The sequence below is a fragment of the Rhizobium pisi genome (assembly GCF_003938655.1).
In the GTDB taxonomy this organism is placed as follows: Bacteria; Pseudomonadota; Alphaproteobacteria; order Rhizobiales; family Rhizobiaceae; genus Rhizobium; species Rhizobium pisi.
In genome coordinates this window covers 36969-59840 of the sequence record NZ_RJJT01000015.1, presented here as the reverse complement: position 1 = coordinate 59840, position 22872 = coordinate 36969, and the positions used below count along the sequence as shown (strand labels likewise).

25 protein-coding genes are annotated in these 22872 nt (G+C 61.9%); 11 read left to right on the top strand and 14 right to left on the bottom strand.

The features are described from left to right. Positions 1-17 precede the first annotated feature (17 nt). The 8 genes from EFD55_RS21195 to EFD55_RS21160 all read right to left on the bottom strand — a co-directional run bounded on the left by EFD55_RS21195 (position 18) and on the right by EFD55_RS21160 (position 9874). On the bottom strand, positions 18-500 hold the full coding sequence (locus EFD55_RS21195) for a chemotaxis protein CheW (RefSeq protein ID WP_008533121.1): 483 nt from the start codon (positions 498-500) through the stop codon (positions 18-20). After that, positions 497-2314, bottom strand: coding sequence for a methyl-accepting chemotaxis protein (locus EFD55_RS21190; protein WP_125847038.1), 1818 nt, complete (start codon positions 2312-2314; stop codon positions 497-499). The genes EFD55_RS21195 and EFD55_RS21190 overlap by 4 nt, the downstream gene beginning before the upstream one ends. A 167-nt stretch (positions 2315-2481) precedes the next feature. After that, positions 2482-4539 (bottom strand): HAMP domain-containing methyl-accepting chemotaxis protein, encoded by a 2058-nt coding sequence (locus EFD55_RS21185; RefSeq protein WP_125847036.1) that lies wholly within the window; start codon positions 4537-4539, stop codon positions 2482-2484. A 351-nt stretch (positions 4540-4890) separates the two neighbouring features. Continuing rightward, positions 4891-6597: a methyl-accepting chemotaxis protein gene (locus EFD55_RS21180; protein WP_125847034.1), complete on the bottom strand. Its 1707-nt coding sequence runs from the start codon at positions 6595-6597 to the stop codon at positions 4891-4893. A gap of 31 nt (positions 6598-6628) precedes the next feature. Then, positions 6629-7141 (bottom strand): chemotaxis protein CheW, encoded by a 513-nt coding sequence (locus EFD55_RS21175; protein ID WP_125847032.1) that lies wholly within the window; start codon positions 7139-7141, stop codon positions 6629-6631. Beyond that, entirely contained in the window at positions 7138-9183 is a 2046-nt protein-coding gene (locus EFD55_RS21170; RefSeq protein WP_125847030.1) for a chemotaxis protein CheA, read from the bottom strand. The genes EFD55_RS21175 and EFD55_RS21170 overlap by 4 nt, the downstream gene beginning before the upstream one ends. Continuing rightward, positions 9180-9548 (bottom strand): response regulator, encoded by a 369-nt coding sequence (locus EFD55_RS21165; protein ID WP_125847028.1) that lies wholly within the window; start codon positions 9546-9548, stop codon positions 9180-9182. The genes EFD55_RS21170 and EFD55_RS21165 overlap by 4 nt, the downstream gene beginning before the upstream one ends. After that, positions 9545-9874, bottom strand: a complete 330-nt coding sequence (locus EFD55_RS21160) for an STAS domain-containing protein (protein WP_125847026.1) — start codon at positions 9872-9874, stop codon at positions 9545-9547. Before EFD55_RS21160 ends, EFD55_RS21165 begins: the two co-directional genes overlap by 4 nt. A gap of 341 nt (positions 9875-10215) precedes the next feature. On the opposite strand from EFD55_RS21160, the gene EFD55_RS21155 reads away from it, so the two are divergent. After that, the gene (locus tag EFD55_RS21155) at positions 10216-11958 is read left to right on the top strand and encodes a methyl-accepting chemotaxis protein (RefSeq protein WP_125847024.1); all 1743 of its coding nucleotides are present in this window, start codon (positions 10216-10218) and stop codon (positions 11956-11958) included. A 52-nt stretch (positions 11959-12010) separates the two neighbouring features. On the opposite strand, the gene EFD55_RS21150 is transcribed toward EFD55_RS21155, so the two are convergent. Together EFD55_RS21150 and EFD55_RS21145 are read right to left on the bottom strand one after the other, a co-directional pair. Continuing rightward, complete coding sequence (locus tag EFD55_RS21150; RefSeq protein ID WP_125847023.1) at positions 12011-13093, bottom strand: tetratricopeptide repeat protein; 1083 nt, start codon at positions 13091-13093, stop codon at positions 12011-12013. Positions 13094-13103: 10 nt separating this feature from the next. Further along, the gene (locus tag EFD55_RS21145; protein ID WP_125847021.1) at positions 13104-13757 is read right to left on the bottom strand and encodes a thiamine phosphate synthase; all 654 of its coding nucleotides are present in this window, start codon (positions 13755-13757) and stop codon (positions 13104-13106) included. A 107-nt stretch (positions 13758-13864) separates the two neighbouring features. On the opposite strand from EFD55_RS21145, the gene EFD55_RS21140 reads away from it, so the two are divergent. Further along, positions 13865-14629 carry a sulfite exporter TauE/SafE family protein gene (locus tag EFD55_RS21140; RefSeq protein ID WP_125847019.1) on the top strand — a complete coding sequence of 255 codons (765 nt, stop codon included), beginning with the start codon at positions 13865-13867 and terminating at the stop codon, positions 14627-14629. 108 nt (positions 14630-14737) lie between these two features. Further along, positions 14738-14998, top strand: a complete 261-nt coding sequence (locus tag EFD55_RS21135; protein ID WP_125847017.1) for an ArsR/SmtB family transcription factor — start codon at positions 14738-14740, stop codon at positions 14996-14998. A 204-nt stretch (positions 14999-15202) separates the two neighbouring features. Here EFD55_RS21135 and EFD55_RS21130 read toward each other — a convergent pair whose 3' ends face one another. Continuing rightward, entirely contained in the window at positions 15203-15376 is a 174-nt protein-coding gene (locus EFD55_RS21130; RefSeq protein WP_009996782.1) for a YdcH family protein, read from the bottom strand. Between the two features lie 228 nt (positions 15377-15604). Here EFD55_RS21130 and EFD55_RS21125 point away from each other — a divergent pair, with 228 nt between their 5' ends. The 6 genes from EFD55_RS21125 to EFD55_RS21100 all read left to right on the top strand — a co-directional run bounded on the left by EFD55_RS21125 (position 15605) and on the right by EFD55_RS21100 (position 19576). Then, positions 15605-15808, top strand: coding sequence for a YdcH family protein (locus EFD55_RS21125; RefSeq protein ID WP_125847015.1), 204 nt, complete (start codon positions 15605-15607; stop codon positions 15806-15808). A 17-nt stretch (positions 15809-15825) separates the two neighbouring features. Beyond that, positions 15826-16320, top strand: a complete 495-nt coding sequence (gene purE, locus EFD55_RS21120; RefSeq protein WP_125847013.1) for a 5-(carboxyamino)imidazole ribonucleotide mutase — start codon at positions 15826-15828, stop codon at positions 16318-16320. Next, on the top strand, positions 16317-17393 hold the full coding sequence (locus EFD55_RS21115) for a 5-(carboxyamino)imidazole ribonucleotide synthase (protein WP_125847011.1): 1077 nt from the start codon (positions 16317-16319) through the stop codon (positions 17391-17393). The genes purE and EFD55_RS21115 overlap by 4 nt, the downstream gene beginning before the upstream one ends. Before the next feature lie 165 nt (positions 17394-17558). Next, positions 17559-17684, top strand: a complete 126-nt coding sequence (gene ykgO / locus EFD55_RS21110) for a type B 50S ribosomal protein L36 (protein ID WP_003582204.1) — start codon at positions 17559-17561, stop codon at positions 17682-17684. Between the two features lie 111 nt (positions 17685-17795). Continuing rightward, complete coding sequence (locus EFD55_RS21105) at positions 17796-18410, top strand: tetratricopeptide repeat protein (protein ID WP_125847009.1); 615 nt, start codon at positions 17796-17798, stop codon at positions 18408-18410. A gap of 116 nt (positions 18411-18526) precedes the next feature. After that, positions 18527-19576, top strand: a complete 1050-nt coding sequence (locus tag EFD55_RS21100; protein WP_125847008.1) for an alpha/beta fold hydrolase — start codon at positions 18527-18529, stop codon at positions 19574-19576. Here the strand turns inward: EFD55_RS21100 and EFD55_RS21095 are convergent. Together EFD55_RS21095 and EFD55_RS21090 are read right to left on the bottom strand one after the other, a co-directional pair. Next, entirely contained in the window at positions 19528-20331 is an 804-nt protein-coding gene (locus EFD55_RS21095) for an SDR family oxidoreductase (RefSeq protein WP_125847006.1), read from the bottom strand. The two genes, EFD55_RS21100 and EFD55_RS21095, sit on opposite strands and share 49 nt — an antisense overlap. Further along, on the bottom strand, positions 20328-20657 hold the full coding sequence (locus tag EFD55_RS21090; protein ID WP_125847004.1) for a nuclear transport factor 2 family protein: 330 nt from the start codon (positions 20655-20657) through the stop codon (positions 20328-20330). The genes EFD55_RS21095 and EFD55_RS21090 overlap by 4 nt, the downstream gene beginning before the upstream one ends. A gap of 107 nt (positions 20658-20764) precedes the next feature. Between EFD55_RS21090 and EFD55_RS21085 the strand changes: the two genes are divergently transcribed. Further along, positions 20765-21130 (top strand): winged helix-turn-helix transcriptional regulator, encoded by a 366-nt coding sequence (locus EFD55_RS21085; protein ID WP_125847002.1) that lies wholly within the window; start codon positions 20765-20767, stop codon positions 21128-21130. Positions 21131-21138: 8 nt separating this feature from the next. Here the strand turns inward: EFD55_RS21085 and EFD55_RS21080 are convergent, their stop codons facing one another. Beyond that, positions 21139-21855, bottom strand: a complete 717-nt coding sequence (locus tag EFD55_RS21080) for an SDR family oxidoreductase (protein WP_125847000.1) — start codon at positions 21853-21855, stop codon at positions 21139-21141. 116 nt (positions 21856-21971) lie between these two features. On the opposite strand from EFD55_RS21080, the gene EFD55_RS21075 reads away from it, so the two are divergent. Beyond that, on the top strand, positions 21972-22826 hold the full coding sequence (locus EFD55_RS21075; protein ID WP_125846998.1) for a helix-turn-helix transcriptional regulator: 855 nt from the start codon (positions 21972-21974) through the stop codon (positions 22824-22826). Positions 22827-22872: the final 46 nt, after the last annotated feature.

The following is a 22872-nucleotide window of genomic DNA, read 5'->3' as shown; positions in this document are numbered from 1 at the left end:
AGATTTGACTTGGGGCGTCAGGCCGCCGATTGCAGTGCCGAGGCGTCCTCGCGTGACAGCAGCCGTGCAAGATCGATGATGACGACGAAGCCGTTTTCGCGGCGAACGACGCCGGCAATATAATCCGAGCGCCAGCGCACGCCGATGTCGGGCGCCGCCTCGATCTGGTCACGCCGGAACGGCGTGACCTCGAAGACGCGGTCGGCGACGAGGCCGAGGGTGAGCAGCCGGCTTTCCATCGGCACGTCGAGGACGAGCACCCGCGTGTGCGGCGTCGGCACGGTCTTCGTCATGCCGAGCTTCAATCGAAGATCAATCGTCGGCACGCCCTGCCCGCGCACGTCGCGCAGGCCGAGCAGATAGTCGGGACCGTTCGGAATCTTGAAAGCTTCCGCATAGTCGAGGATTTCCCGCACCACCTCAACCGGCACGGCGAAAATTTCGTCGCCCAGGCTGAAGGTCACGAATTGCGCTTCCAGAGATGTCGTGGCCATGATCATGCACTTTCCTTGAATTCGGCGTCCCCGTCATCTGGACCGCCCATGGAGAGATCGAGAGCGAAACCTTTCACCCGCGCCTGTTGAGCTGCGACGGCGTTGGCGGGCGGTTTCTTGGTTGCAGGCTTGCGGATGGCGGCCGGAGCGGGGCTCCGCACCGTCATCCTGGCTGCCGGCGCGCGCTCGCGAGGCCCGCCTGCCATATCGACCTTGAAGAAGGCGATCGACGTCTGCAGCTCTTCCGCCTGCGAGGCGAGCTCCTCGGAGGTTGCCGACATCTGCTCGGAAGCGCCAGCGTTCTGTTGCGTCACCTTGTCGAGCTGCTGGATCGCTTCGTTGATCTGCGAGGCGCCGATATCCTGCTCGCGGCACGCGGCGCTGATCTCGGAGACCAGTTCTGCCGTCTTGCGGATATCGGGCACCAGGCGGCCGAGCATGTCGCCGGCTTCCTGAGCGGCCTTGACTGTATCGCTCGACATAGCCCCGATTTCGGCTGCCGCCGACTGGCTGCGTTCGGCAAGCTTGCGCACTTCCGATGCGACCACCGCAAAACCCTTACCGTGCTCGCCGGCGCGCGCTGCTTCGACGGCCGCATTGAGAGCCAGCAGATCTGTCTGACGGGCGATCTCCTGAACGATGCTGATCTTCTGGGCGATCGTGCGCATGGCGTCGACGGCGCGTGTCACCGCGTCCCCACTTGCTTCCGCATCCTTCGCCGACTGACGCGCGATCTTCTCGGTCTGGGCCGCATTGTCAGCGTTCTGCTTGATGTTCGAGGCCATCTCCTCCATCGCGGCGGAGGCCTCTTCGGCGGACGCGGCCTGTTCCGTGGCGCCCTGCGACACCTGCTCGGAGCTTGCCGATAATTCCTGGCTGCCGGCCGAAACATTTTCGGCAGCCGAGATCGCGTCGGCGACGACGCCACGCAGGCGCTCGACCATCTGCTCGAGCGCAATGCCGAGCATATCCTTTTCCGAGAGCGGTTTCGGAGAGACCATCAGGTCGCCGTTGGAGATCTGGTTGGCGATCGTTGCGGTATTACGAAGGTTCGCGGTCATCCGGCTCATCGAATCGACGAGATCGCGGATTTCGTCGTTGCTCTTGTGGTCGATATTCTGTTCGAGGTCACCGATGCTGACGGCATCGGCAAGGCTGACGGCGCGCTTCAGGCCACGGGAGATATTGAGCAGGATCCAGATGGCAGCCGCCGACGAGACGATGATCAGGCCGACCGTCATCATGACAAGCATATTGCGCGACTGCGCATACTGGTCGTTGGTGGCGGCATCCGTTTCGGCGACGTTGCCGGTCACGGTGTCGTTGAGCTTGGCGAGGATGCCGAGAAGCTGCGTCGTCACCTGCTGGCCTTCGCCCATCGAGGTGACGCCGGCCTGCGCGTTGGTTTCCGTCGTGTTCTGCGTTGCGAGATCGGCAATATGATCCTGTAGCGCCGTCCATTTGCCGTAGAGATCGCCGAACTGCGCCATCGCCGTCTTGATCTCCGGATCGTCGGAGGCGGAAAGGCGGCCATGGAGCGTTTTGATCAGGTCACGCTGCTGCGAGATCTCATCGACATAGCCGCCGATCTTGCTGGCATCGGTATTGATGATCGCGTCCTTTTCGGCGCGGATGGAACGCATCACGGCATCGGAAAGATCGCCGGAATCGCGCAGGTTGGCGACCGGACCGGCGACCATGATCGAGATGTCGCTGTTCAGCGACGAGAGATTGTAGATCGAAAGACCTGCCATGGCGCAGGTCAGGAGAACGATGAAACCGAACACCAGGCTCAGTTTGAGTTTGATCGTGAAACGCATTCTAACACCCCTTAGAATTGCTGTGGATTTCCTGCGAATTTCAAATTGCGCAGTGGTGAAGACGCGTCATGCGTTCACGACTCTGCCGGCATTCCCCGGCGCATCTTTGCGTCGGTCATATTCGAGAGGCCGCCGTAACAGCTCCCCGTTCTGCACCGGGGAAAGCGCTATGCGCTCTCCCGGAATTCGTCGTCCGACGTATCGGGGCCGCCCATCGACATATCGAGAGCAAACCCCTTCGCCCGAGCCTGCTGGCTGGCAACGCTGTTGGCGGCTGCCCCCTTGCCTGCCGGTTTGCGCGCCGCGGCCGGGCTTCGCGTGGTCATTTTGACCGCCGCGCCGCGGCCCTGCCGACCGCTCGTCGCCGCCTTGCCGTTGTCTGCCATCTCGATCTTGAAGAAAGCGATCGAGGCCTGCAGCTCTTCCGCTTGGGCGGCGAGTTCTTCCGAAGTCGCAGACATCTGCTCGGAGGCTCCCGCATTCTGCTGCGTCACCTTGTCGAGCTGCTGGATCGCCTCGTTGATCTGGGCAGCCCCGATATCCTGCTCACGGCAGGCGGCACTGATCTCGGAAATCAGTTCCGCCGTCTTGCGGATGTCGGGCACCAGGCGGCCGAGCATGTCGCCGGCTTCCTGGGCAGCCGTCACGGTATCGCTCGACATAGCCCCGATTTCGGCAGCGGCCGACTGGCTGCGTTCGGCGAGCTTGCGCACTTCCGATGCGACGACCGCAAAACCCTTGCCATGCTCACCCGCACGCGCGGCTTCGACGGCGGCATTAAGAGCCAGCAAATCGGTCTGGCGAGCGATTTCCTGAACAATGCTGATCTTCTGGGCGATCGTGCGCATCGCGTCGACGGCCCGGGCAACGGCGCTTCCGCTCATCTCCGCATCCTTGGCGGACTGACGGGCGATCTTTTCGGTCTGGGCGGCGTTGTCGGCATTCTGCTTGATGTTGGAAGCCATCTGCTCCATCGAGGCGGAGGCCTCTTCGGCAGAAGCCGCCTGTTCGCTGGCGCCCTGCGAGACCTGTTCCGAGCTCGCCGACAATTCCTGGCTGCCGGCCGATACGCTCTCGGCAGCGGCAATCGCATCAGCGACGACATCGCGCAGGCGCTCGACCATCTGTGCGAGCGCAATACCGAGCGTGTCCTTGGCCGAAAGCGGCTTGGGAGACACCATCAAATCGCCGTTTGCGATCTGCGTGGCAATCTCGGCGGTGACGCGAAGATTGGCAACCATGCTCTGCATGGCGATGCCGAGCGTATCCTTGGCCGAGAGCGGCTTGACGTCGACGGAAAGGTCGCCTTCGGCAATCTGGTTGGCGACATTGGCGGTGGCGCGCAGATTGTTCACCATGCCGAGCATGGCGATGCCGAGCGTATCCTTGTCGGAAAGCGGCTTCGGGGTGACACTGAGGTCGCCATTGGAAATCTCGTTTGCGATCTCCGCGGTAGTGCGGAGATTGTCGGTCATCACGTTGATCGTGTTCACGAGATCCTTGATCTCGTCGTTGCTCCTGATCTCGACCTTCTGGTTCAGGTCACCGATGGCAACGGCGCTGGCGACGTCCATGATCTTGCGCAGACCGCTGCTGACGCCGAGGGCGATCCAAAGCGCAGCAGTGAAAGCGATCACGGACGCGCCGATCGCGATGCCGATCAGCATGTTCTTTGTGGAACTATAGAGGACATCGTTATCGTTATCGGCTTGCGTCATCGCCTTCTGTTGAAGCGCGACGAGCGTCTCGAAAACGTCTTCCAGTTCCATGACCAGGGCGCGAACCTCTCCCGACGAAAGGGCGGCAGCACCTGCCCTATCGCCGCTCTCCTGCAAGGAGGCGACCTTGTTTGAGTCTTCAGTGAAGCGTTTAGCGAGCTCTACCAGCCGGTCCCAAGTGGGCTTGCCCTCGGCTGTTGCGAGCTGCCGGCCGCCTGTCGCAAAGGCGAGCATGTCTTCCATGCTCTTCGCCGAGTTCTGGTAGTCCTTGGTGACCACTTCGGGATTCATTTCCAGAAGGGCATTCTTCTGCCAGCGAACGGCATTGAGCTCTGCAGCCTTGGCTTCCAGAGCCAGTTCCAGCCTTTTTGCAGGCCCCGACACGAGGTTGCCGACGGCGTCGTTCAATGAGCCCAGGCTAAGGATGCCGTAGACCGCGCTACCCACCAATAACAATATGACAAAGCCAAATGCGGCTGCGAGTTTAAGTTTAATCGTAATACGCATCTCAATATTCCTCTGTGAGAGCGAGGCAATCAATTTGGATCGGGGGCGCGGCATCATGCAGCAATAAATTCCGCGGGCGAAACATGCCACGGTTAGAAATTCGAGGACTTCCGTGCGCGGCATCGGCAGCCGCCGGAAGCTTGCGAGACGTTCCGTCCACGGAACGTCGAACTTCAAAGTGATAAGTCTGAAAGGGGGAAAGCGACTACATTCACTTCCCGGCAGCCGGACATCTATCGGTCACAGCGCCAACGCATACACGCGTTGGGGATATTTCAGCCTCGGGCCGCCGGAGCAGCCCGAGGGATCGCATGAGAACGGAGGCGCTCGGACGCCTCCCCAGGGGAGCGCTTAGGCGCTCTCCCTGAAGTCGTCGTCGCCGGCATCAGGGCCGCCCATCGACATGTCGAGAGCAAAGCCTTTGAGACGCTGCTGCTGAGCCGAAACCGTCTGGCCACGACCCTGTCCGGAGGCCGGCGGGGCGGATTTGCGGACAAGAGCCGGGGCCTTCACTTTGGACGAACCTTTCGGCTGCGTCTTCTGGGCGCCGGTCCGTGCGCTGCCTGCCGTATCCACCTTGAAGAAAGCGATCGACGTCTGCAGTTCTTCCGCCTGTGAGGCGAGCTCCTCGGAGGTGGCCGACATCTGCTCGGACGCGCCGGCATTCTGCTGCGTCACCTTGTCGAGCTGCTGGATCGCCTCGTTGATCTGCGAGGCGCCGATATCCTGCTCACGGCAGGCGGCGCTGATTTCAGAGACCAGTTCCGCCGTCTTGCGGATATCAGGTACCAGGCGCCCAAGCATCTCGCCGGCATCAGCGGCCGCCTTGACGGTATCGCTCGACATCGAGCTGATTTCGGCAGCTGCAGACTGGCTGCGCTCGGCAAGCTTGCGCACTTCCGATGCGACGACCGCAAAACCCTTGCCGTGCTCGCCGGCGCGTGCCGCTTCGACGGCAGCGTTAAGAGCCAGCAGATCGGTCTGGCGGGCGATTTCCTGGACGATGCTGATCTTCTGGGCGATCGTGCGCATGGCGTCGACGGCACGCGTCACCGCTTCGCCGCTGGCTTCCGCATCCTTGGCCGACTGGCGGGCGATCTTCTCCGTCTGGGCGGCATTGTCGGCGTTCTGCTTGATGTTCGCTGCCATCTCCTCCATCGAGGCGGAGGCCTCTTCGGCGGAAGCGGCCTGCTCCGTGGCGCCCTGCGACACCTGCTCGGAACTTGCCGAAAGCTGCTGGCTGCCGGAAGAGACGTTTTCGGCGGCCGACAGCGCGTCGGCGACGACGCCGCGCAGGCGCTCGATCATGATGTTGACGTTGCCCAGAAGTTCGCCGATTTCGTCATGGCCGGTGATCTCGGCCATCTTCGTCAGATCGCCTTCAGATACTTCGCGAACCACGGTGTTGGCCCGATTGAGACCCTTGCTGATCGTGCCGGCGATCCAGAAAGCCGTGAGGGCAGCGATCACCAGGGCGACGGCGGCGACGGCAACCATCATCGTGCGCGTCGTCTCATACTGTGTTTGGGCGCCATCATCGGCAGTCTTCATGCGCTGCTTTTCGAGCGCCAGGATTTCGGAGAGCGTCGCGTCGATATTATTGGCGGCCGCGCGCGCTGTCGTGATGGAGATATCGTTTGCGCCATCGGTATTGCCGGCCTTCACATAGGCGCGGATCTGATCGTCGGCGGCAACGAAGGTCTTGGAAAGTTCGGCGATACGCGCCCAGCGCGCCTTGCCCTCTTCGGTCGCAAGCGCCTGTACGTGATTGAAGGCGTCGTCGAATTCCTTGCGGGCCAGATTGCCCTTCTCGATCGCGCCGGCCATATCATCGGCGTTACGCGCCGTGAGCAGGTTCTTCTGCTGCCGGATCGCTTCCAGCTGGGCGATGTTGATCTGCTGAGCCAAATCGAGACGAGCTGCCGGGCCGGAAAGGAGCCTGTCGATCGTGTCGTTCAGCGATCCAAGGCTGAGGATGCCGTAAGCGGCGGTGCCCACGAGCATCAGAATAGTGAAGGTGAACGCGGTCACCAATTTCGTCTTGATTGTTAATCGCATCGGTCTAACCCCCTCGTGAATTCATCCGGCGTCAATTGGCGGCTCCCGCCGCATCATGTCGCGATGAAAAGATCGCCCGCAGATTCGGGAGAATGATGAACTCTCCGCCCCTCTTCACCAGGCAGTTGATGTAGTCGGCGCGCCAGCGCATGCCGACGCTGGGCGGCGCCTCGCTCGCGGTCTTTGCGAGCGTCGTCACCTCATTCACCTTGTCGGTGCGCAGACCGACGAGCGTCTGTTCGCCCTGCAGATCGATCTCGATGACGATGAAGCGGCTGTCGATCGTGGCCTCCGCCGCCTCCATCCCGAAGGCGAGGCGCAGGTCGGCGAGCGGAATGACCTTGCCGCGAAAATTGATGACGCTTGCGACGAAGGGCTGGCTGCCCGGCACCGCGGTCTCCGGAAGCAGGTCCAGGATTTCCTGGACGATGACCGCCTCCAGCGCGAAGGTTTCACCGTTGAGATCGAAGGTCAGCACTTCGACTTCCTCGGCATAGCTCCAGTGATTGTCGAACCGTTCGACGGCTGCTGCTCTTGCACTCATCCTGCTACCCGCAATTGCGCCTCCTGTTGCTGACCCGCGGCAACCAGGTGCCCGACGTCGAGAATGAGAGCGACGCTACCGTCGCCGAGAATGGTCGCACCCGAGAAGGTCGCCACATCGTTGTGGAGTTTCGACATCGACTTGATGACCGTCTGGTGGTCGCCGATGATCTGGTCGACGACGAGGCCGACCCGCTCCGTGCCGGTCGAGATCACCACGACCTTCTGGTGCACGTCGGGTTTCGTGCCGGTGCGGAAAAGATCGCGCAGGCGCAGGAACGGCACCAGGCTGTCGCGCAGCGAGATGAAGCTGCGGCCGCGCGAGCGGAGATCTTCCTCGAGCGATAGTTCGAGGCATTCCTCGACCGCCGAGAGCGGAATGACGTAGCGGCCGGAGCCGACGCGCACCAGCAGGCCGTCGATGATGGCAAGCGTCAGCGGGATGCGCAGCGATACTTCCGAACCCTGTCCGGGCGCGCTGACGATATCGATTGCGCCACGGAGCGCTTCGACCGTCTTCTTGACGACGTCCATGCCGACGCCGCGGCCGGACAGATTGGTGATCGCCGCGGCCGTCGAAAAGCCGGGAGCGAAGATCAGTTGCAAGAGCTCGGAGTCGGAAAGCGGCTGGCCGGGATGGATGAGACCGGAAGATTCCGCCTTGGCGCGAACCCTTTCACGATTGATGCCGCGGCCGTCGTCCTTGATCGAGATGATCACCTCGCCGCCGGCCTGGCGGGCCGAAAGCGTCACCGTGCCAGCTTCGGTCTTGCCGGCGGCAAGGCGGTCGGCAGGTGTTTCCAAGCCGTGGTCGATCGAGTTGCGCACCAGATGCACTAACGGATCGGCCAGGCGCTCGATGACTGTCTTGTCGACTTCGGTGCTCTCTCCCTCGGTCACCAGCTCGATCACCTTGCCGGTCTCGCGGGCGAGATCGTGGACAAGACGGCGGAAGCGGGAGAAGAGAGTTGCGACCGGCACCATGCGCAGTACCATCATCGTGTCGCGGAGTTCGCCGGAGAGGCGTTCGATTTCTTCCGAGACGGAGCGCAGCGCGATATCCGTGCTGGCGCTGGCGAGCTGGCTGAGGCGCGATTGCACAATGACGAGCTCACCGACGCGGTCCATCAGTTCGTCCAGGCGTTCGGCCGGAACGCGCACGCTCTCGGCAGCCTTCGCCTGGCTGACGGCGGCGGGTGCGTCGCGTTTTGCCGGAACCGCCTCGACAGGGCGGAACTCCGGCACAGCGGCCGGCGGAACGGGCAATGCCGCTGCAGCAGGGGCAGGTGCCGGCTTTGCCTCGACGAAAGCGGCGGTCGCCGCTGTCGCGGCATCGATCTCCTCGACGCTGAGTTCCATGTCGTCGAGCACGAAGATGAAAACGTCGTCGATCGCCGAGCGGTCCTGCTCGCTGGTCAACGTCACATCCCAGGAAATGTACAATTCCGTCGGAGCGAGCTCGTCGAGAGACGGAATGGCCGATGTGTTGGCGCGCACGGTGCATTCGCCGAGATCGCGCAACTCGTCCAGCAGGCCGAGTGGATTGGTGCCGTTCGCCATCGAATTGGCCGGCAGGCTGAAACGGATGCGCCAGCTGTTCTTCTTTTTCGCCGGAGCTTCGCGCGCGACGGCGGGTGCGGAAACAGCGACCGCCGCTGGGGCAGGCGACTTGCCGCCGACGGCAGCCTGCAACTGCGCCAGAAGCTTATGCCCGGTGTCGCCGTGATCGGCGTCCGGCTGGTCGACGAGGGCACGCATATGGTCCTGGGCCGCAAGGACGGCGGCCACGAGTTCGCTGGTCGCCGCGACCTCGCCCTTGCGAACGCGGTCGAAGGCGGTTTCGCAATGATGGGTGAAGGCAGCGAGCGCCTCGAAACCGAACATCGCGCCCGAGCCCTTGAGCGTGTGGAGCCCGCGGAACACGGCGTCGACGAGATCCTTGTTGTCGAGCTGGTGCGTCAGGTCGAGAAGACCGGCCTCGATCGCTTCGAGGCATTCGGCAGCTTCCATTCGGAATACGGCAACGGGATCGAGCGTGTTCATCTTCCTAAGACCTTCTTCACGATCTTCACGAGATTCTCAGGGTCGAACGGCTTGGTCAGCCATCCCGTCGCGCCGGCGGCCTTGGCGCGGGCCTTGAGATCGGCATCCGATTCCGTCGTCAGGAAGATGATCGGGACGCCTGCCTGCGCCGGCAGCTTGCGCAGTTCCTCGATCATCGTCAGCCCGTCCATGACAGGCATGTTGAGATCGGTCACGATCAGATCGAAGCTGCTGCCCTTGGCTGCCACGAGGCCCTCTGCCCCGTTGACCGCCTCGGTCACGCTGTAGCCGGCATTGGTCAGCGTGACCTTGGTGGTCAGGCGAATGCTGGCGGAATCGTCAACGGTCAGGATATTTGCAGTCATAACGTCACCTCTTTATGCAACCAGAACTTGGCGTCTTCTTGATCAAATAATTCAATGAAACCTGCGCGTTCAAGTACCTTCAGGACCGAGCCGTTGGCTGGCGAAGAAAGCTTGAACGTCTTTCCCTTGGCTTTTGCTTGACGGCGCGAGGATTCGATGAGTTGAACGAAACTCAGATCCGCTTCTGCGCCTTCGGGAATGCTGATGATGATTGTATCACGGCTCTGAAATTCATCAGTAAGCTTGGAATACAATTCGGATGCATCGCGAATACTCAGCGCATCAGGCAAATTTATAGATTCGCAATATTGTTTCGGAGTATCCAATGCAGCCTCCTGGGCCAGAGAAATACTTGATGACCCTTAAAGGACTCTCACGACAGCGTTAATGGCGGGTAAACAGCGGTTGTAGAAAGCTGCTGCACAGCCAATCCCGCGACTCCCAATTCTCATCCAGGAAAAGTTGTATTTTTCTCTCAGAATTCGGAGATAAATCGAGAGAAAACAATATGTTGTATAATAATCACCGGCTATGCAGCTTCTGCCGGCATCGCCTCCACATCTTTCATTAATCACAACGTAGACGAGTCTGGCGCGTTTACCGGTCGTTTCCATCCTGCCCGTAAAAATAGAGTCAAATTGCCTGCGTTTTAAGAAAAGGTATAAAATTGGCACACGCACAGGTATCACCACACGCTGCAGCCTACACGTCAGGGCGGGACATCAGCCAGACCCTGGAATCTGCCCGCAGCCAGGTCGAGGAACGTTTCCTCGAAGGCGGCACGGTGCTGCTCTCGGTGATGGATGTCCTCAACCGTCTGCTAAACTCGCTCGAAAGCGTGACCAAGGCGCTCGACAACAAGGAGTCGAGTGACACCAGCGCCGATCTCCACTCCACGGTCGAGAGCCTGACGGCGCTGCCGGTCACCGAGGAAAACCGTCAGCAGGCGCTGGTCTCGCTAGCGCATACCGGCAGGGAACTGCGCAAGCATGTCGCTGACATGCAGGAGACGATGCGCTACCTCAGAACCTTCGCCGTGACCGTGAAGATCACCGGCGCCGGGCTAGCCGAATTCGCCGGCTTCGCCCAGGAAATCCTGGAGCGCATCTATTCCGGCACGGATGAAGTCAACCGTTTCGCCGCCCATCTCGACAGCCTCGAAAAGGAGGTCAAACTTGCGGCTTCCCTCGGCGCCAGCGTCTCCAGGGGATATGCCGATACCGTTCCGGCCGTTGCGGCAGCGCTCCGCGATGATGCCGCAAAGATCGCCGGGCACCGCAAGGATCTGGGCGTCATCGCCCGCGAGGTCGGTGCGATTGCCCGCGGCGTCCAGGGCAAGGTCGCCTCGACATTGTCCGCCCTGCAGATCGGCGATATCACCCGCCAGCGCATCGAGCATGTGCAGGCCACCTTTTCGTTGCTCGAAGATTTCCTTGCGGGCGAGGATGGCGCCCGGCTCGACGCGGGCGCGCGCCAGCGCCTCCAGAACGTCATTCATCATCTGACCGCGGCGCAGATGAGCGAGATGTGCGCCGATTTCCAGCGGGATTCGGAGAGCGTCGTCAAGACGATCGCAAGTTTCGACCACGACACGAGAGAGATCCTCAAGCTGCGCGATCAGATGAGCGGCGAGAACGGCGAGGCCGGCGGCAACTTCATGCGCGCGCTGGAATCCAGCGTTTCGGCCGCCCACGAAATCGTCAAGCAAGTCGATACGGCAAGCCGACAGGCCGACCAGGTGAGCCAGTCGACGATCGGCACGGCCGCCAAGCTCTTCGAGGCGATCGGCAACATCCGCGCCGTCAAGACCGACATCCATTACATGGCCTTGAATACCAACCTGCGCTGCAGCCGTTTGGGCGAGGAAGGCAAGTCGATCAACGTCGTCACCGCCGAGTTGCGCATATTCGCCGGCAAGCTCGACGATTCCGCCGACGCGATCGTCAACGGCCTGCCTACGCTCGAAGCCGCAGCCGGCCGTGTCGCCCCGGCAACCGATGCCGGAGCTGGCGGCCTGGGAGAGAGCCTGACATCGGCCGTCGGCAACATTCGCTTAGCCGCCAACGTGATGGAAAACGAACTCAAGGTGCTTGCCGAAAATGGCCGCGAGGTCGCCACCAAGATCAACCTGTTGATCGGCAAGCTCGATTTCCAGCATGATCTCGGCGACGTGCTCGCCCGCTGCGCCGATGTGCTCGACGGCGTTGCCGGTGCCGAGATTGCCGATATCTCCGATCTCACGGAGACGATCGCACCGCTCGACCGCAAGATCTTCAAACTCTACACGATGGTCCAGGAGCGCAATACCCATCGCGAGATCATCCCCGCGAGCGAGGAAAGCGCCGCTGCTCCCGCCGAGACGCCGAAAGCTGAAAACGACGAGGACCTTTTCGCCGACGCACTTTTCTGATCCGCGTCGGCGCGAGCGTCCGGCACCCTCAGGCACGCAGACGAGCCGCGGCCTACCGCCGCCGGAACTTGTTGGCCGCGTCGATCGCAGCCTTCTGCTGATTGTCTTCGATGCCGAGATAGAAATCCTCGAGCGACGGATCGGCAAGTCCGGCACGGCGCGACAGCACGTACCATTTCGCCGCCTCGATCGGGTTCGGCGGCGTTCCGATGGCATTGATGTAGAGATGGGCGAGCTTGTTCTGCGCGACGACATTGCCGCCGTTGGCGGCAAGTTTCAGCCACTCGAAACCCTTGACGTAATCCTTCGGCCCGCCGACGCCGTTGACGAGCCAGATGCCGAGATCGAGCTGGGCGGTATCGAAGCCGGCGCGCGCGGCGCGCACCATCCACTCGCGGGCAAGCTGCTTCTTTTCCTCCGGCAGGTCCTTCAGCGACGCATAGATCTGCGCCACCGCATACTGCGAGTCGGCAACGCCCTGCTCGGCCGATTTCTCGTAGAAGGGCAGCGCAAGCTTCAGCCCCTTCTCACCGGGATTGTCGGCGACAAGAATCTGCGCCCAATTGAATTCTGCCGACGAATTGCCGGCTTCGGCCGCCTTGCGCATGTAGTCGTCGGCCTTGACCTTGTCACGCTGGACGCCCTCGCCCTCCATCAGCATCAGCGCATATTTGAACATTGCCGCCGCATCGCCACCATCGGCTGCCTTGCCGTACCAGAAGGCGGCGTTCTTCACGTCCTTCTTGACCCCCAGGCCCTGCGAGAGGATTTCGCCGATCAGCGTCTGCGCCGCCGGATCGCCGAGCTGGGCGCGCGGCAGCGCCTTGTCCATGGCGGTCAGATAATAGCCGCGCTGGTAGGCGCCATAAGCTTCGTCGATCGGCCCCTTGTAATCCTTCTCCGGCGGCAGATCCGGTAGCTTCGCTCCCATGCGGTCGAACACGCCGACACCGTCGGAGGGTTTAACACCCGGACCGGTCGGTCGGTCGGTCCGGAAGGTGGAAGCCGGCGCCGTACCCGGCTGGCTGATGACGCTGTCGGGCGCCTGTGCCAGGACGGTCTCCGGACCGGCCACAGTCAGGACCGCCATGCTGGCGAGGAAATATTTCAAAAGACGGGCGGGCGGGATCGGCATGAGCGCGATTTCAATCCTCAAACCGTGGCGCTTTTTCGTCAAGCATCGCGTTGATTTCGGCAACGACGGCGGGCGCCCGGCCGGGCTCGCCGAAGACTGCCAGCCGCAGCGCCACGAACTCCGCCCCGGTCTCCGCGACGGCAAGCGCCGACGACGGATCGGTGCCGCCCATGACGATGCAAGGGATCTCGATCATCGAGGCCCACCATTCGCCGAGCGCAAGGTTCTTTGGATGAGCCTCCGGCTTGATATCGCCGTCGAGCTTGCCGAAGAAAATATAGTCGGGCCGGGCTTCGCCGATCTCCAGCGCATGATGCCGATCAGCGGCGTTGCCGCCGCCGACGATCAGCTTCGGCGCGTGTTTCTCGATCGCTTCCGAAAGCGCCTCGGCATTGCCGGAGAGATGCAGGCCATCGGCCTTCGCCCGCCCCGCCACGCGGCTGTCGCCGGCAATCAGCGCCGCCGCTCCGGCATCCTGGATCAGCGGCACGAGCTTTTCGGCATGTTTCTGGAAGGCGCCGTCGTCGAGCCCGTATTGCGGCACGATCACCGAGGCGACGTCGCCGCCCTTCAGTGCGTCTGCGACGATCTTTGCGCGCTCATCGGCATCGGCGATATCGGGTACGATGAGCACAAGGCGGCAGCGGTTTTCCGGTTCGGTCATGGGGTCTTTCCGTTTCCTGCGAATTCCCCCGCGAAATGGCGGATCCGCACTCGTTTTGTGTGAGTAGTTCCGTTAGAGGAGGCTTGCAAGAGGAGGACGTCGAAAGCATGCCGCAGGACTTATCATTCTATTACGCTGCCGTGCCTGCCGTTCTGCTGGTGGGCCTTGCGAAAGGCGGCATGGGCGACGCTTTGTCGCTGATCGGCCTGCCCTTCCTCGCCCTTGTCGTCTCGCCGGTCGAGGCGGCGGCAATCCTGTTGCCGATCCTGGTTTTCATGGACATGATCTCGCTCGTCATCTGGCGCAAGCACGGCGACTGGGCGACGCTGAAGATCATGCTGCCGGGCGCGATCTTCGGCATCGGGCTCGGTTGGGCGACCTCGGCGCTCGTTCCGGGCAATATGCTGCGCATCGTCATCGGCGCGGTGACCATTCTCTTCTGCCTGCGCTATTTCTGGAATAATTTCGGCCCCGGCGCCGGAAAGGTAATCCCGCCGCGCGGCCAGCGGCCAGTGGCCGCCAGCCTCTGGGGGACATTTTCAGGCTACGGCAGCTTCGTCGCCCATGCCGGCGGCGCCCCGTTCCAGATCTATGCCCTGCCGCTTAAACTGCAGCCGCGTGAATATACCGGCACCAGCGCGCGCTTCTTCGCGATCCTCAACGCCATCAAGCTTATCCCTTATTTTGCGCTCGGCCAGCTCGACACGCAGAATCTTGCGACGTCGGCGACGCTCCTGCCCTTCGCCCCGCTCGCGACCATCGCCGGCGCCTGGTGCGTGCGCCGCATGAAGCCGGAAATATTCTATCCCTTCATGTATGCGATGGCCCTGATCGCCGCTTTCCTGATCGTGCGCGAAGGCCTTGGCTGGTAGAAGCCCTGCAGCGCCACGTCGTTTCAGGAGCGCAAAGGAGATTGCAGCAATACGCTGCAATGCACAATTTCCTTGCTGGAACGGCCGGTTTGACGTAGCGTTCCCGCCATGTCGACCACGGACCCCTTCTCTGCGATTTCCGACCCGAACCGGCGGTTTCTGCTGGAGGAATTGCGTCGCGCTCCAAGGACGGTCAACGAACTCGCCGAAGGCCTGCCGATTAGCCGTCCGGCTGTGTCGCAACACCTGAAGGCGCTGCTCGACAGCAACCTCGTCTCGGTGACCTCGGAAGGCACGAGGCGCATCTACACGGTCAACAACCGCGGCTTCGACAAGCTCAATCTATGGCTGGATCAATTCTGGGCCTGATGCATGTTCCCCAAGACCGTGGGAAGCGATGCGGATCATATGAATATTTTTGAAGAGTGATGCTGCAAAAACGCCAGCCGCGATGCCGCATGCATCGGACTGGCGCATATCTGGTGTAGATCACCGGTTCTTGCTAATTCTCGGCGGAATGGATGGATTTACCTCTTCTAACGCAAGATGATCGGCCGGCGACCCTTGGGAAGATCAGTGGACGGATGACTTGAGACGCTGGATCTCGTCCTTGATGCGCAACTTGCGGCGCTTGCATTCGGCAATTTCAGTATCGGAGATTGAGGGAGCTGTTCTGAGCGCGTGCAACTCCTCCTCGAGTGCTACATGCTTTTTCTGGAGTGATTCAAGATGAGCTTGAACTGTCATTTGACCCTTCCTTCCTCTTACCCTTCCCCGGCCATCGTCGTCGGGGAACAAGGTGTCAACCGGCGGACTGTGACACATTTTTGAAGGCTTGTCGAAGGCCAAAAGATGAAGACTAGATGGCAAATTCATGATCAAGACTAACTAGCCGTTACCTGTATTTGGTGATAGGAGCTTGCGGAAATCATCGGCAGATCGGACAAGATCCGAGGACGATAACGGGGAATGCATATGGCCGATCAGGAACAGGCGGATGTCAGGCTCATGGTGGCGCGTCTGCGCCAGGAGCACGAGGATTTCGACGCCGCGATCAATGCCATGATCCAGATGGGATGCGACGCTCTGCGGATCCAGCGCATGAAGAAGAAGAAGCTCGTCATCAAGGACAAGCTCTCCAAGCTGGAAGATCAGATCATCCCTGATATCATCGCCTGAGAGGGACCGCAGCAACGATGACAGACAGACCACCCGTCGCCATCATCATGGGCAGCCAGTCCGACTGGGAGACCATGAAAAACGCCGCCGACACGCTGGAGGCGCTGGAAATTCCCTATGACGCGCGCATCATTTCGGCGCACCGCACAGTCGACAGGCTGGTCAATTTCGCCAAGGGCGCACGCGCGGAGGGCTTCAAGGTCATCATCGCCGGCGCCGGCGGCGCTGCGCACCTGCCTGGAATGACCGCCGCGCTGACACCGCTGCCCGTGTTCGGCGTGCCGGTCCAGTCGAAAGCCCTGTCCGGCCAGGACAGCCTGCTTTCCATCGTGCAGATGCCGGCCGGCATTCCTGTGGGAACGCTCGCCATCGGCAAGGCGGGCGCGGTCAACGCCGCCCTTCTCGCCGCCGCCGTGCTTGCCCTCTCCGACGAGGAGATCGCCGACCGGCTCGACGAATGGCGCGAACGCCAGAGTGCGGCCGTCGCCGAATACCCCATGGACGACCTATGAGCGCAGGAACGATCGGCATTATCGGCGGCGGCCAGCTCGGCCGCATGCTGGCCATTGCCGCCGCCAGATTGAATTTCCGCACGATCATCCTCGAGCCGCAGGCCGACTGCCCCGCCGCCCAGCTCGCCAACCGGCAGATCGTCGCAGCCTATGACGATCCGGCAGCGCTGGCCGAACTCGCGGCCGCCTGCGATCTCGTCACCTACGAATTCGAGAATGTGCCCGTCGCAGCCGCCGAGACGCTCGCCGAGCGCGTTCCCGTCTACCCGCCTGCGAAGGCGCTGGAGGCTGCCCAGGACCGGCTCGTCGAAAAACGCTTCCTCAATGGCTGCGGCATATCAACAGCCCGTTTCCACGCCGTCGACAGCCAGGCCGATCTCGAAGCGGCACTTCAGGATTTCGGCGGCCAGGGCGTGCTGAAGACCCGCCGTCTCGGCTATGATGGCAAGGGACAGAAGGTTTTCCGATCGGCGGCCGACAGCCCTGACGGTGCCTATGCCGCACTCGGCGCCGTGCCGCTCATCCTCGAAAGCTTCGTCGCCTTCGAACGCGAGATCTCGATTATCGCCGCACGCGCCACCGACGGCGCGGTCGTCTGCTTCGATCCCGCCGAGAACGTCCATCGCGACGGCATCCTCCACACCTCAACGGTTCCAGCCGCGATCCCCGAAGCGACGGCAGACGCCGCGCGCCGATCGGCCGAAAAGATCCTCGCAGCGTTGAACTATGTCGGCGTCATCGGCATCGAATTCTTCGTGCTCGCTGACGGCAGCCTCATCGCCAACGAGATGGCTCCGCGCGTGCACAATTCCGGCCACTGGACGGAAGCTGCCTGCGTCGTCAGCCAGTTCGAACAACATATCCGGGCCGTCGCCGGCCTGCCGCTCGGCAATGCCGAGCGCCACTCCGACTGCGTCATGCAGAACCTGATCGGCGATGACATCCTTGCCGTTCCCGACTGGCTGCGACGCGCCGATACGCTGGTTCATCTCTACGGCAAGAGCGAATGGCGCCCCGGCCGCAAGATGGGCCATGTCACCACATTGACGTCGAAATCGCCGATTTCATCGTGAGAAAACGCGGCCAAGCCCCGGGAAAAACACCTTCATGCGGTTGACATGGTGGAGGTGACGGGGTATCTGCTCCCCCACCTAAAGAGCGCGCCCCGACGGCGCGCTTTTGATTGTTAAAGATACGGGCGAATGTGAATTCCCCCACAGAGATCGCGGATCAGAAAAATGAAGATCAAGAATTCGCTCAAGTCGCTCAAGGCTCGTCACCGTGACAACCGTCTGGTTCGCCGCAAGGGCCGCATCTACATCATCAACAAGCTGAACCCGCGCTACAAGGCTCGTCAGGGCTGATTTCGCGCGTCCGGATCGCCTTGCGGCGCAAGCTGCGCCTGCAACCATATCCGGTGGGTCGCTACGGTGATCACGTCAAATTCGTTTGATCTTCGGCATTGGCGGGCTAATATGTCCGCCATGCGCTTTTTTGCTTTGACGTCAGCGGCACTGCCGCTCTCTCTGATCCTGCTCACCTCCGCCTTTCCGGCTGCTGCCGCGGAAAAGGACGTCATCGTCGAGCAGACGAATGTCGACTCTTCGCCGAAACAGCGCCTCGACCAGCTCTTCAGCCAGCTGAAGCGCGAGCGCGATCCCGAAAAGGCCAGCGGCATCGCGAACGAAATCCGTCTGGAATGGAACGATTCCGGCAGCGCCACCATCAATCTGCTGATGCAGTGGGCCGACAAAGCGATCGAGGAAAAGCGCAATCCCGCCGCGCTCGACTTCCTCGACGAGGCGATCACGCTGAAGCCGGATTACGCCGAGAGCTGGAACCGCCGCGCCACGCTGAATTTCATCATGGGCAACTATCGCAAGTCGATGTCCGACATCGAACACGTGCTGGATCTCGAGCCGCGCCATTTCGGCGCGCTCTCCGGCATGGCGGCGATCCTCAGCAACGCCGGCAACGATCAGCTGGCCTTGAAGGCCTGGGAGCAGTTCCTCAGCATCTATCCGGCCGAACGTACGGCGCAGGAACAGGTCAACACACTGTCGGAAAAACTCGCGGGCAACCGCACCTGATTCCGGTTCGCCGATCTTGACGAGCGGCCTGTCCGCGCAATTTTAGAATGTTGGGGAAACGATGCAACGCTTCGTCTGCTCCGCAGGAACCGCCGCAATTATCGCCTGTTAAGATCATGTTTGCAGAAGTTTCCGCTCTTCTCGCCCCGCTCGCCGCCGCCATCGGCTATTCCGCCTATAAGGCACGGCAATTCGAACAGGCCTATCCGAATATCGGCGAACTGACGGATGTCGGCGGCTACCGCATGAACGCCGTCCACGTCCCCCGTCCCGAAAATGCCGATCTGCCGGCGCTCGTCTTCATTCACGGCGCCAGCGGCAATCTGCTCGATCAGCTCCTCGCTTTCCGGGCAGCACTCGAAGGCCGGGCCGAAATGCTGTTCGTCGATCGCCCCGGCCACGGTTATTCCGAACGCGGCGGCCCTGAAAATGCAGTTCCCTCCGGTCAGGCCGATGCGATCGCCCGATTGATGGAGAAGCGCGGTATCGAGAAGGCTGTTATCGTCGGCCATTCCTTCGGCGGCGCGATTGCCGCCGCCTTCGGTCTTCGCCATCCCGATAAGACCGCCGGCCTGCTCTTCCTCGCACCCGCCACCCATCCCTGGCCGGGCGGCATCGACTGGTATTATCATGTGGCGACGACGCCTGTTATCGGCTGGCTCTTCAACCATGCGGTCGTCGTGCCGCTCGGGCTGCACCGGCTGGAGCGCGGCACCCTGAACGTCTTCCGCCCCAATCCACGCCCGGCCGACTACATCGAAAAAACCGGTCCGTCATTGGTGCTGCGACCCAACGCTTTCCACAACAACGCAGCCGATTTCAAAAGGCTGCTCGCCTATGTGAAGGAACAGTCGCCGCTCTATTCGCAGATCGCAGCGCCCACCGTCATCATCACAGGCGACAGCGACGAGATCGTCTGGGAGCACCTGCATTCGCGCGGGCTTGCCCGCGATATAGCAGGCTCCGAACTCATCACCGTTCGCGGCGTCGGCCATAAGCCGGATTATCTCGCAACCGATGTCGCCATCGCCGCGATGGAGAAGATATCAGGCAAGCCACGCGACCTGCAGGCCATCGCCCGCAGGGCCGAGGAAAGGCTTGCCGCCGCTTCCCGCGCTCAGACGGTCGGAACCGTACCGCCATCGATCGTATATTCGGCGCCGTGAATGAAGGCCGCACGCGGCGACGCCAGAAAAGCGACGAGTTCGGCCACGTCGTCGGGACGTCCCGGCTGGCCGAGCGGAATGCCGCCGAGTGAAGCCATCAACATCTGCCGGCCGCCCTCCTCATCCGTGCCCGCCTCATCGGCGATGCGCCGGATCAACGCCGTGGCTGCCGTCGTTTCGATAAAGCCCGGCGCGATACTATTCACTCTGACGCCCTTCGGTCCGACCTCCTTCGACAGCCCCTTGCTGTAATTCGAGAGCCCGGCTTTCGCCGCTGCATAGGCAAGCGTCGCCTCATGGAGCGGCAGCCTCCTCTGGATCGAGGATATATGGATGATGACGCCATGGCCGCGCTCGATCATGCCGGGCAGGAAGGCCCGGTCGAGCCGCACCGGCGCCAGCAGATTGGCGGCGATATCCGCCTGCCAGTGTTCGTCAGCAAGGGCCGCAAAGCCGCCGCTCGGCGCCGACGATCCGCCGACATTGTTGATGAGGATATCAAGCCCTTCGAATGCCTCGAACACCTGTTGGACCACTGTCTCGACGCCGGCAGCGGTGCTGATGTCGGCCTGCACGAACAGGTCGGGCGCCTGGCCTTCCGGCAGCGGCGAGCGCGCCGTCGTCGCGACCCTGCCGCCGGCGGCCGAAAGGCGAGCGACGACCGCCTCGCCCATGCCCTTGGTGCCGCCAGTGACGAGAATGCGCTTGCCGGAAAATTCGTTCTGATCGAGGGGGAATGCAGAAGCGATCGTCATGCCCCGATCTCCAGACGGATGATGGACCGGTCGTCGAGCGTGAAGTGGTAATGGAGCGTCGCCGGGCTGCCCGGAAAATTACCGGAGACAAGGGCGGAGACGATCGGCTTGGCCTCCGTCCCGGCCAGACCGGTCACCTCGACCGTCACGCCGTATTTGCGTGTCGTCTTTTCCATCCAGTCGCGGATCGCCGCATGGCCGTGCAGATCTTCGCCTTCATCGCGCACTTGGGCATCCTCGCCAAAGGCCGAAAGCATGCCATCTATGTCCTTGCGGTTCTTCGCGGCAAAATAGGTCGCCAGCGGTTTTGGGAGCTCTATAGTCATGACAGATCCTCTTTTGTTGCCGTGGAACGAGGATGGCGACAGGCTCACGAAATGACAAGAACCTACGAAAAAGTATGGTACTTACCTAAAAGTAAGGTGGAGAGCTGATGACACCCTATTCCGCTGCGACCGGCGTCGAAAACGTGCTGAAAATTCTGGAAGGGCGCTGGAAGCTGATCATTCTCTTCCACCTCTTCGGCGGCAAGACCCTGCGTTTCTCCGATCTCGAACGCGCCATCCCGGCGATTTCGCAGAAGATGCTGATCCAGCAGCTCCGGCAGATGGAGGCGGACGGAATCGTCCGCCGCATCGTCCATCATCAGGTGCCGCCCAAGGTGGAATATTGTCTGACCGATTGGGGCCAGGCGCTCTGCCCGGCGCTCGATGCACTGCTGAAATGGGCGGCACTGAAGGACCGCGATCTCTCCGGCATGGAATTTCCCGCCGACGAAACCATCGGCGGGACCGTTTGAACCCTGCCTCAGGCACCGAGACGCACACCGCCATCGCAGGTGAGGACATGGCCACTCATGAAGCCGTTTCCGATCAAAAAAGCGATCGCCTCCGCGATATCCTCCGGCCTGCCGACGCGGCCGACCGGCGTGCGGCCGGCGAAATCCGCAAAGAAGCTGTCGCGCTGCTCCGGCGGCAGGAAGCTCCACCAGGGCGTATCGACGACACCGGGTGAAACGCCATTGACACGCAACGGTTTCAGCTCCGCCGCAAGCACCGGCACCATCGCCTCTATACCGGCATTGACGGCGGCAAGTCCCGCCGTGCCGGGCATTGCGGCCTGAGCGCTGACCGCCGAGACAAAGGTGATGCTGCCGCCCGGTTGAAGGAAAGGTAGTGCCGCCTGTGCCGCTGCCGCGTGCGGAATGAGCTTGGTCTGGAAGCCGGCAAGCAAATCGACCATGTCGAGCGTCGCGAAGGGTCCGGCGCCATGGCCGCTGCCCATCGCCAGCACGAGATGACCGAACGCGCCGATGCCGGCGAAAGCCTCCCCAAGACTGGAAAGCTGCGTCGCATCGAGCACGAGGCTGCGCGCATCACCGTCGAGCGAGGCCTTCGCCGCCGCAAGCTTTTCACCGTCGCGGCCCGTAATGGTGACCGTATATCCCTGTTTCAAAAGTAATTTCGCCGTGGCAAGGCCGATGCCGGAAGAACCACCGATGACGACCGCATGCTGCAAAGACATGATGCTGCTCCTTGAATTGAACGAGCCGCAGGCGATGGGACCACCTGCGACAGCTCCATCATGCGCGGCCTGAAAACGGCAAACAGTTCCAGTTTTATCCTGGTATCGATACTGATATGATCGGCTCCATGGACCAGAGAACCGACGCATTCGAAGCCCGACGCCGCGAATTCGCGGCCTTCCTGCGCTCCCGCCGCGAGCGGCTGGCGCCCTCCGAGGTCGGCCTGCCGGAGGGTTTTCGCCGGCGCACGCCGGGTCTGAGGCGCGAGGAGCTCGCCATGCTCGCCGGCGTCGGCACCACCTGGTACACCTGGCTCGAACAGGGCCGCGACGTCAGGCCTTCCGCACAGGTGCTCAACGCCCTTGCCGATGCGTTGCGCCTCGACGAGGCCGAACGCCAACATCTCTTCACCCTCAATAATCGTCAGGCGCCGCAGGCAGTCTCATCAGCACCCGAATGCGTCGACGAACCGCTGCAACGCATGCTCGCCAATCTGACCCACCAGCCGGCCTATGTGCTCGGCCGCCGATGGGATGTGCTCGCCTGGAACCGCGCTGCTGACGTGCTTTTCGGCGGTTACGACACGCTCGACCGTGACGAGCGCAACATCATGCATCGCCTCTTCGCCGACCCGGCGCATCGCCGGCTGCTCGTCGATTGGGAATCGGTTGCCCGCGTCTCGCTGGCGATGTTCCGCGCCGACAGCGCCCGTTACGCCGGCGATCCGGATTTCGAGCGGCTGATTACGCTGCTGAAACAGGCAAGCAACGAATTTCGCGACTGGTGGCAGCGCCACGAGGTCATCAGCCCGCTGTCCGGCATCAAGCGCATCGACCATCCCGCCAAGGGCCGCATGTCCTTCGAACATACCGGCCTGACACTGACGAACCGGCCTGAGATGAAGCTCATCGTCTATACGCCGCTCGATGACGACGATACCAACAGGAAGCTTGCCGAGTTGCTCGCATAAAGCGATTCCTTCGCATTGCCTCCGGCTGACGCAGCCCCATATGTTT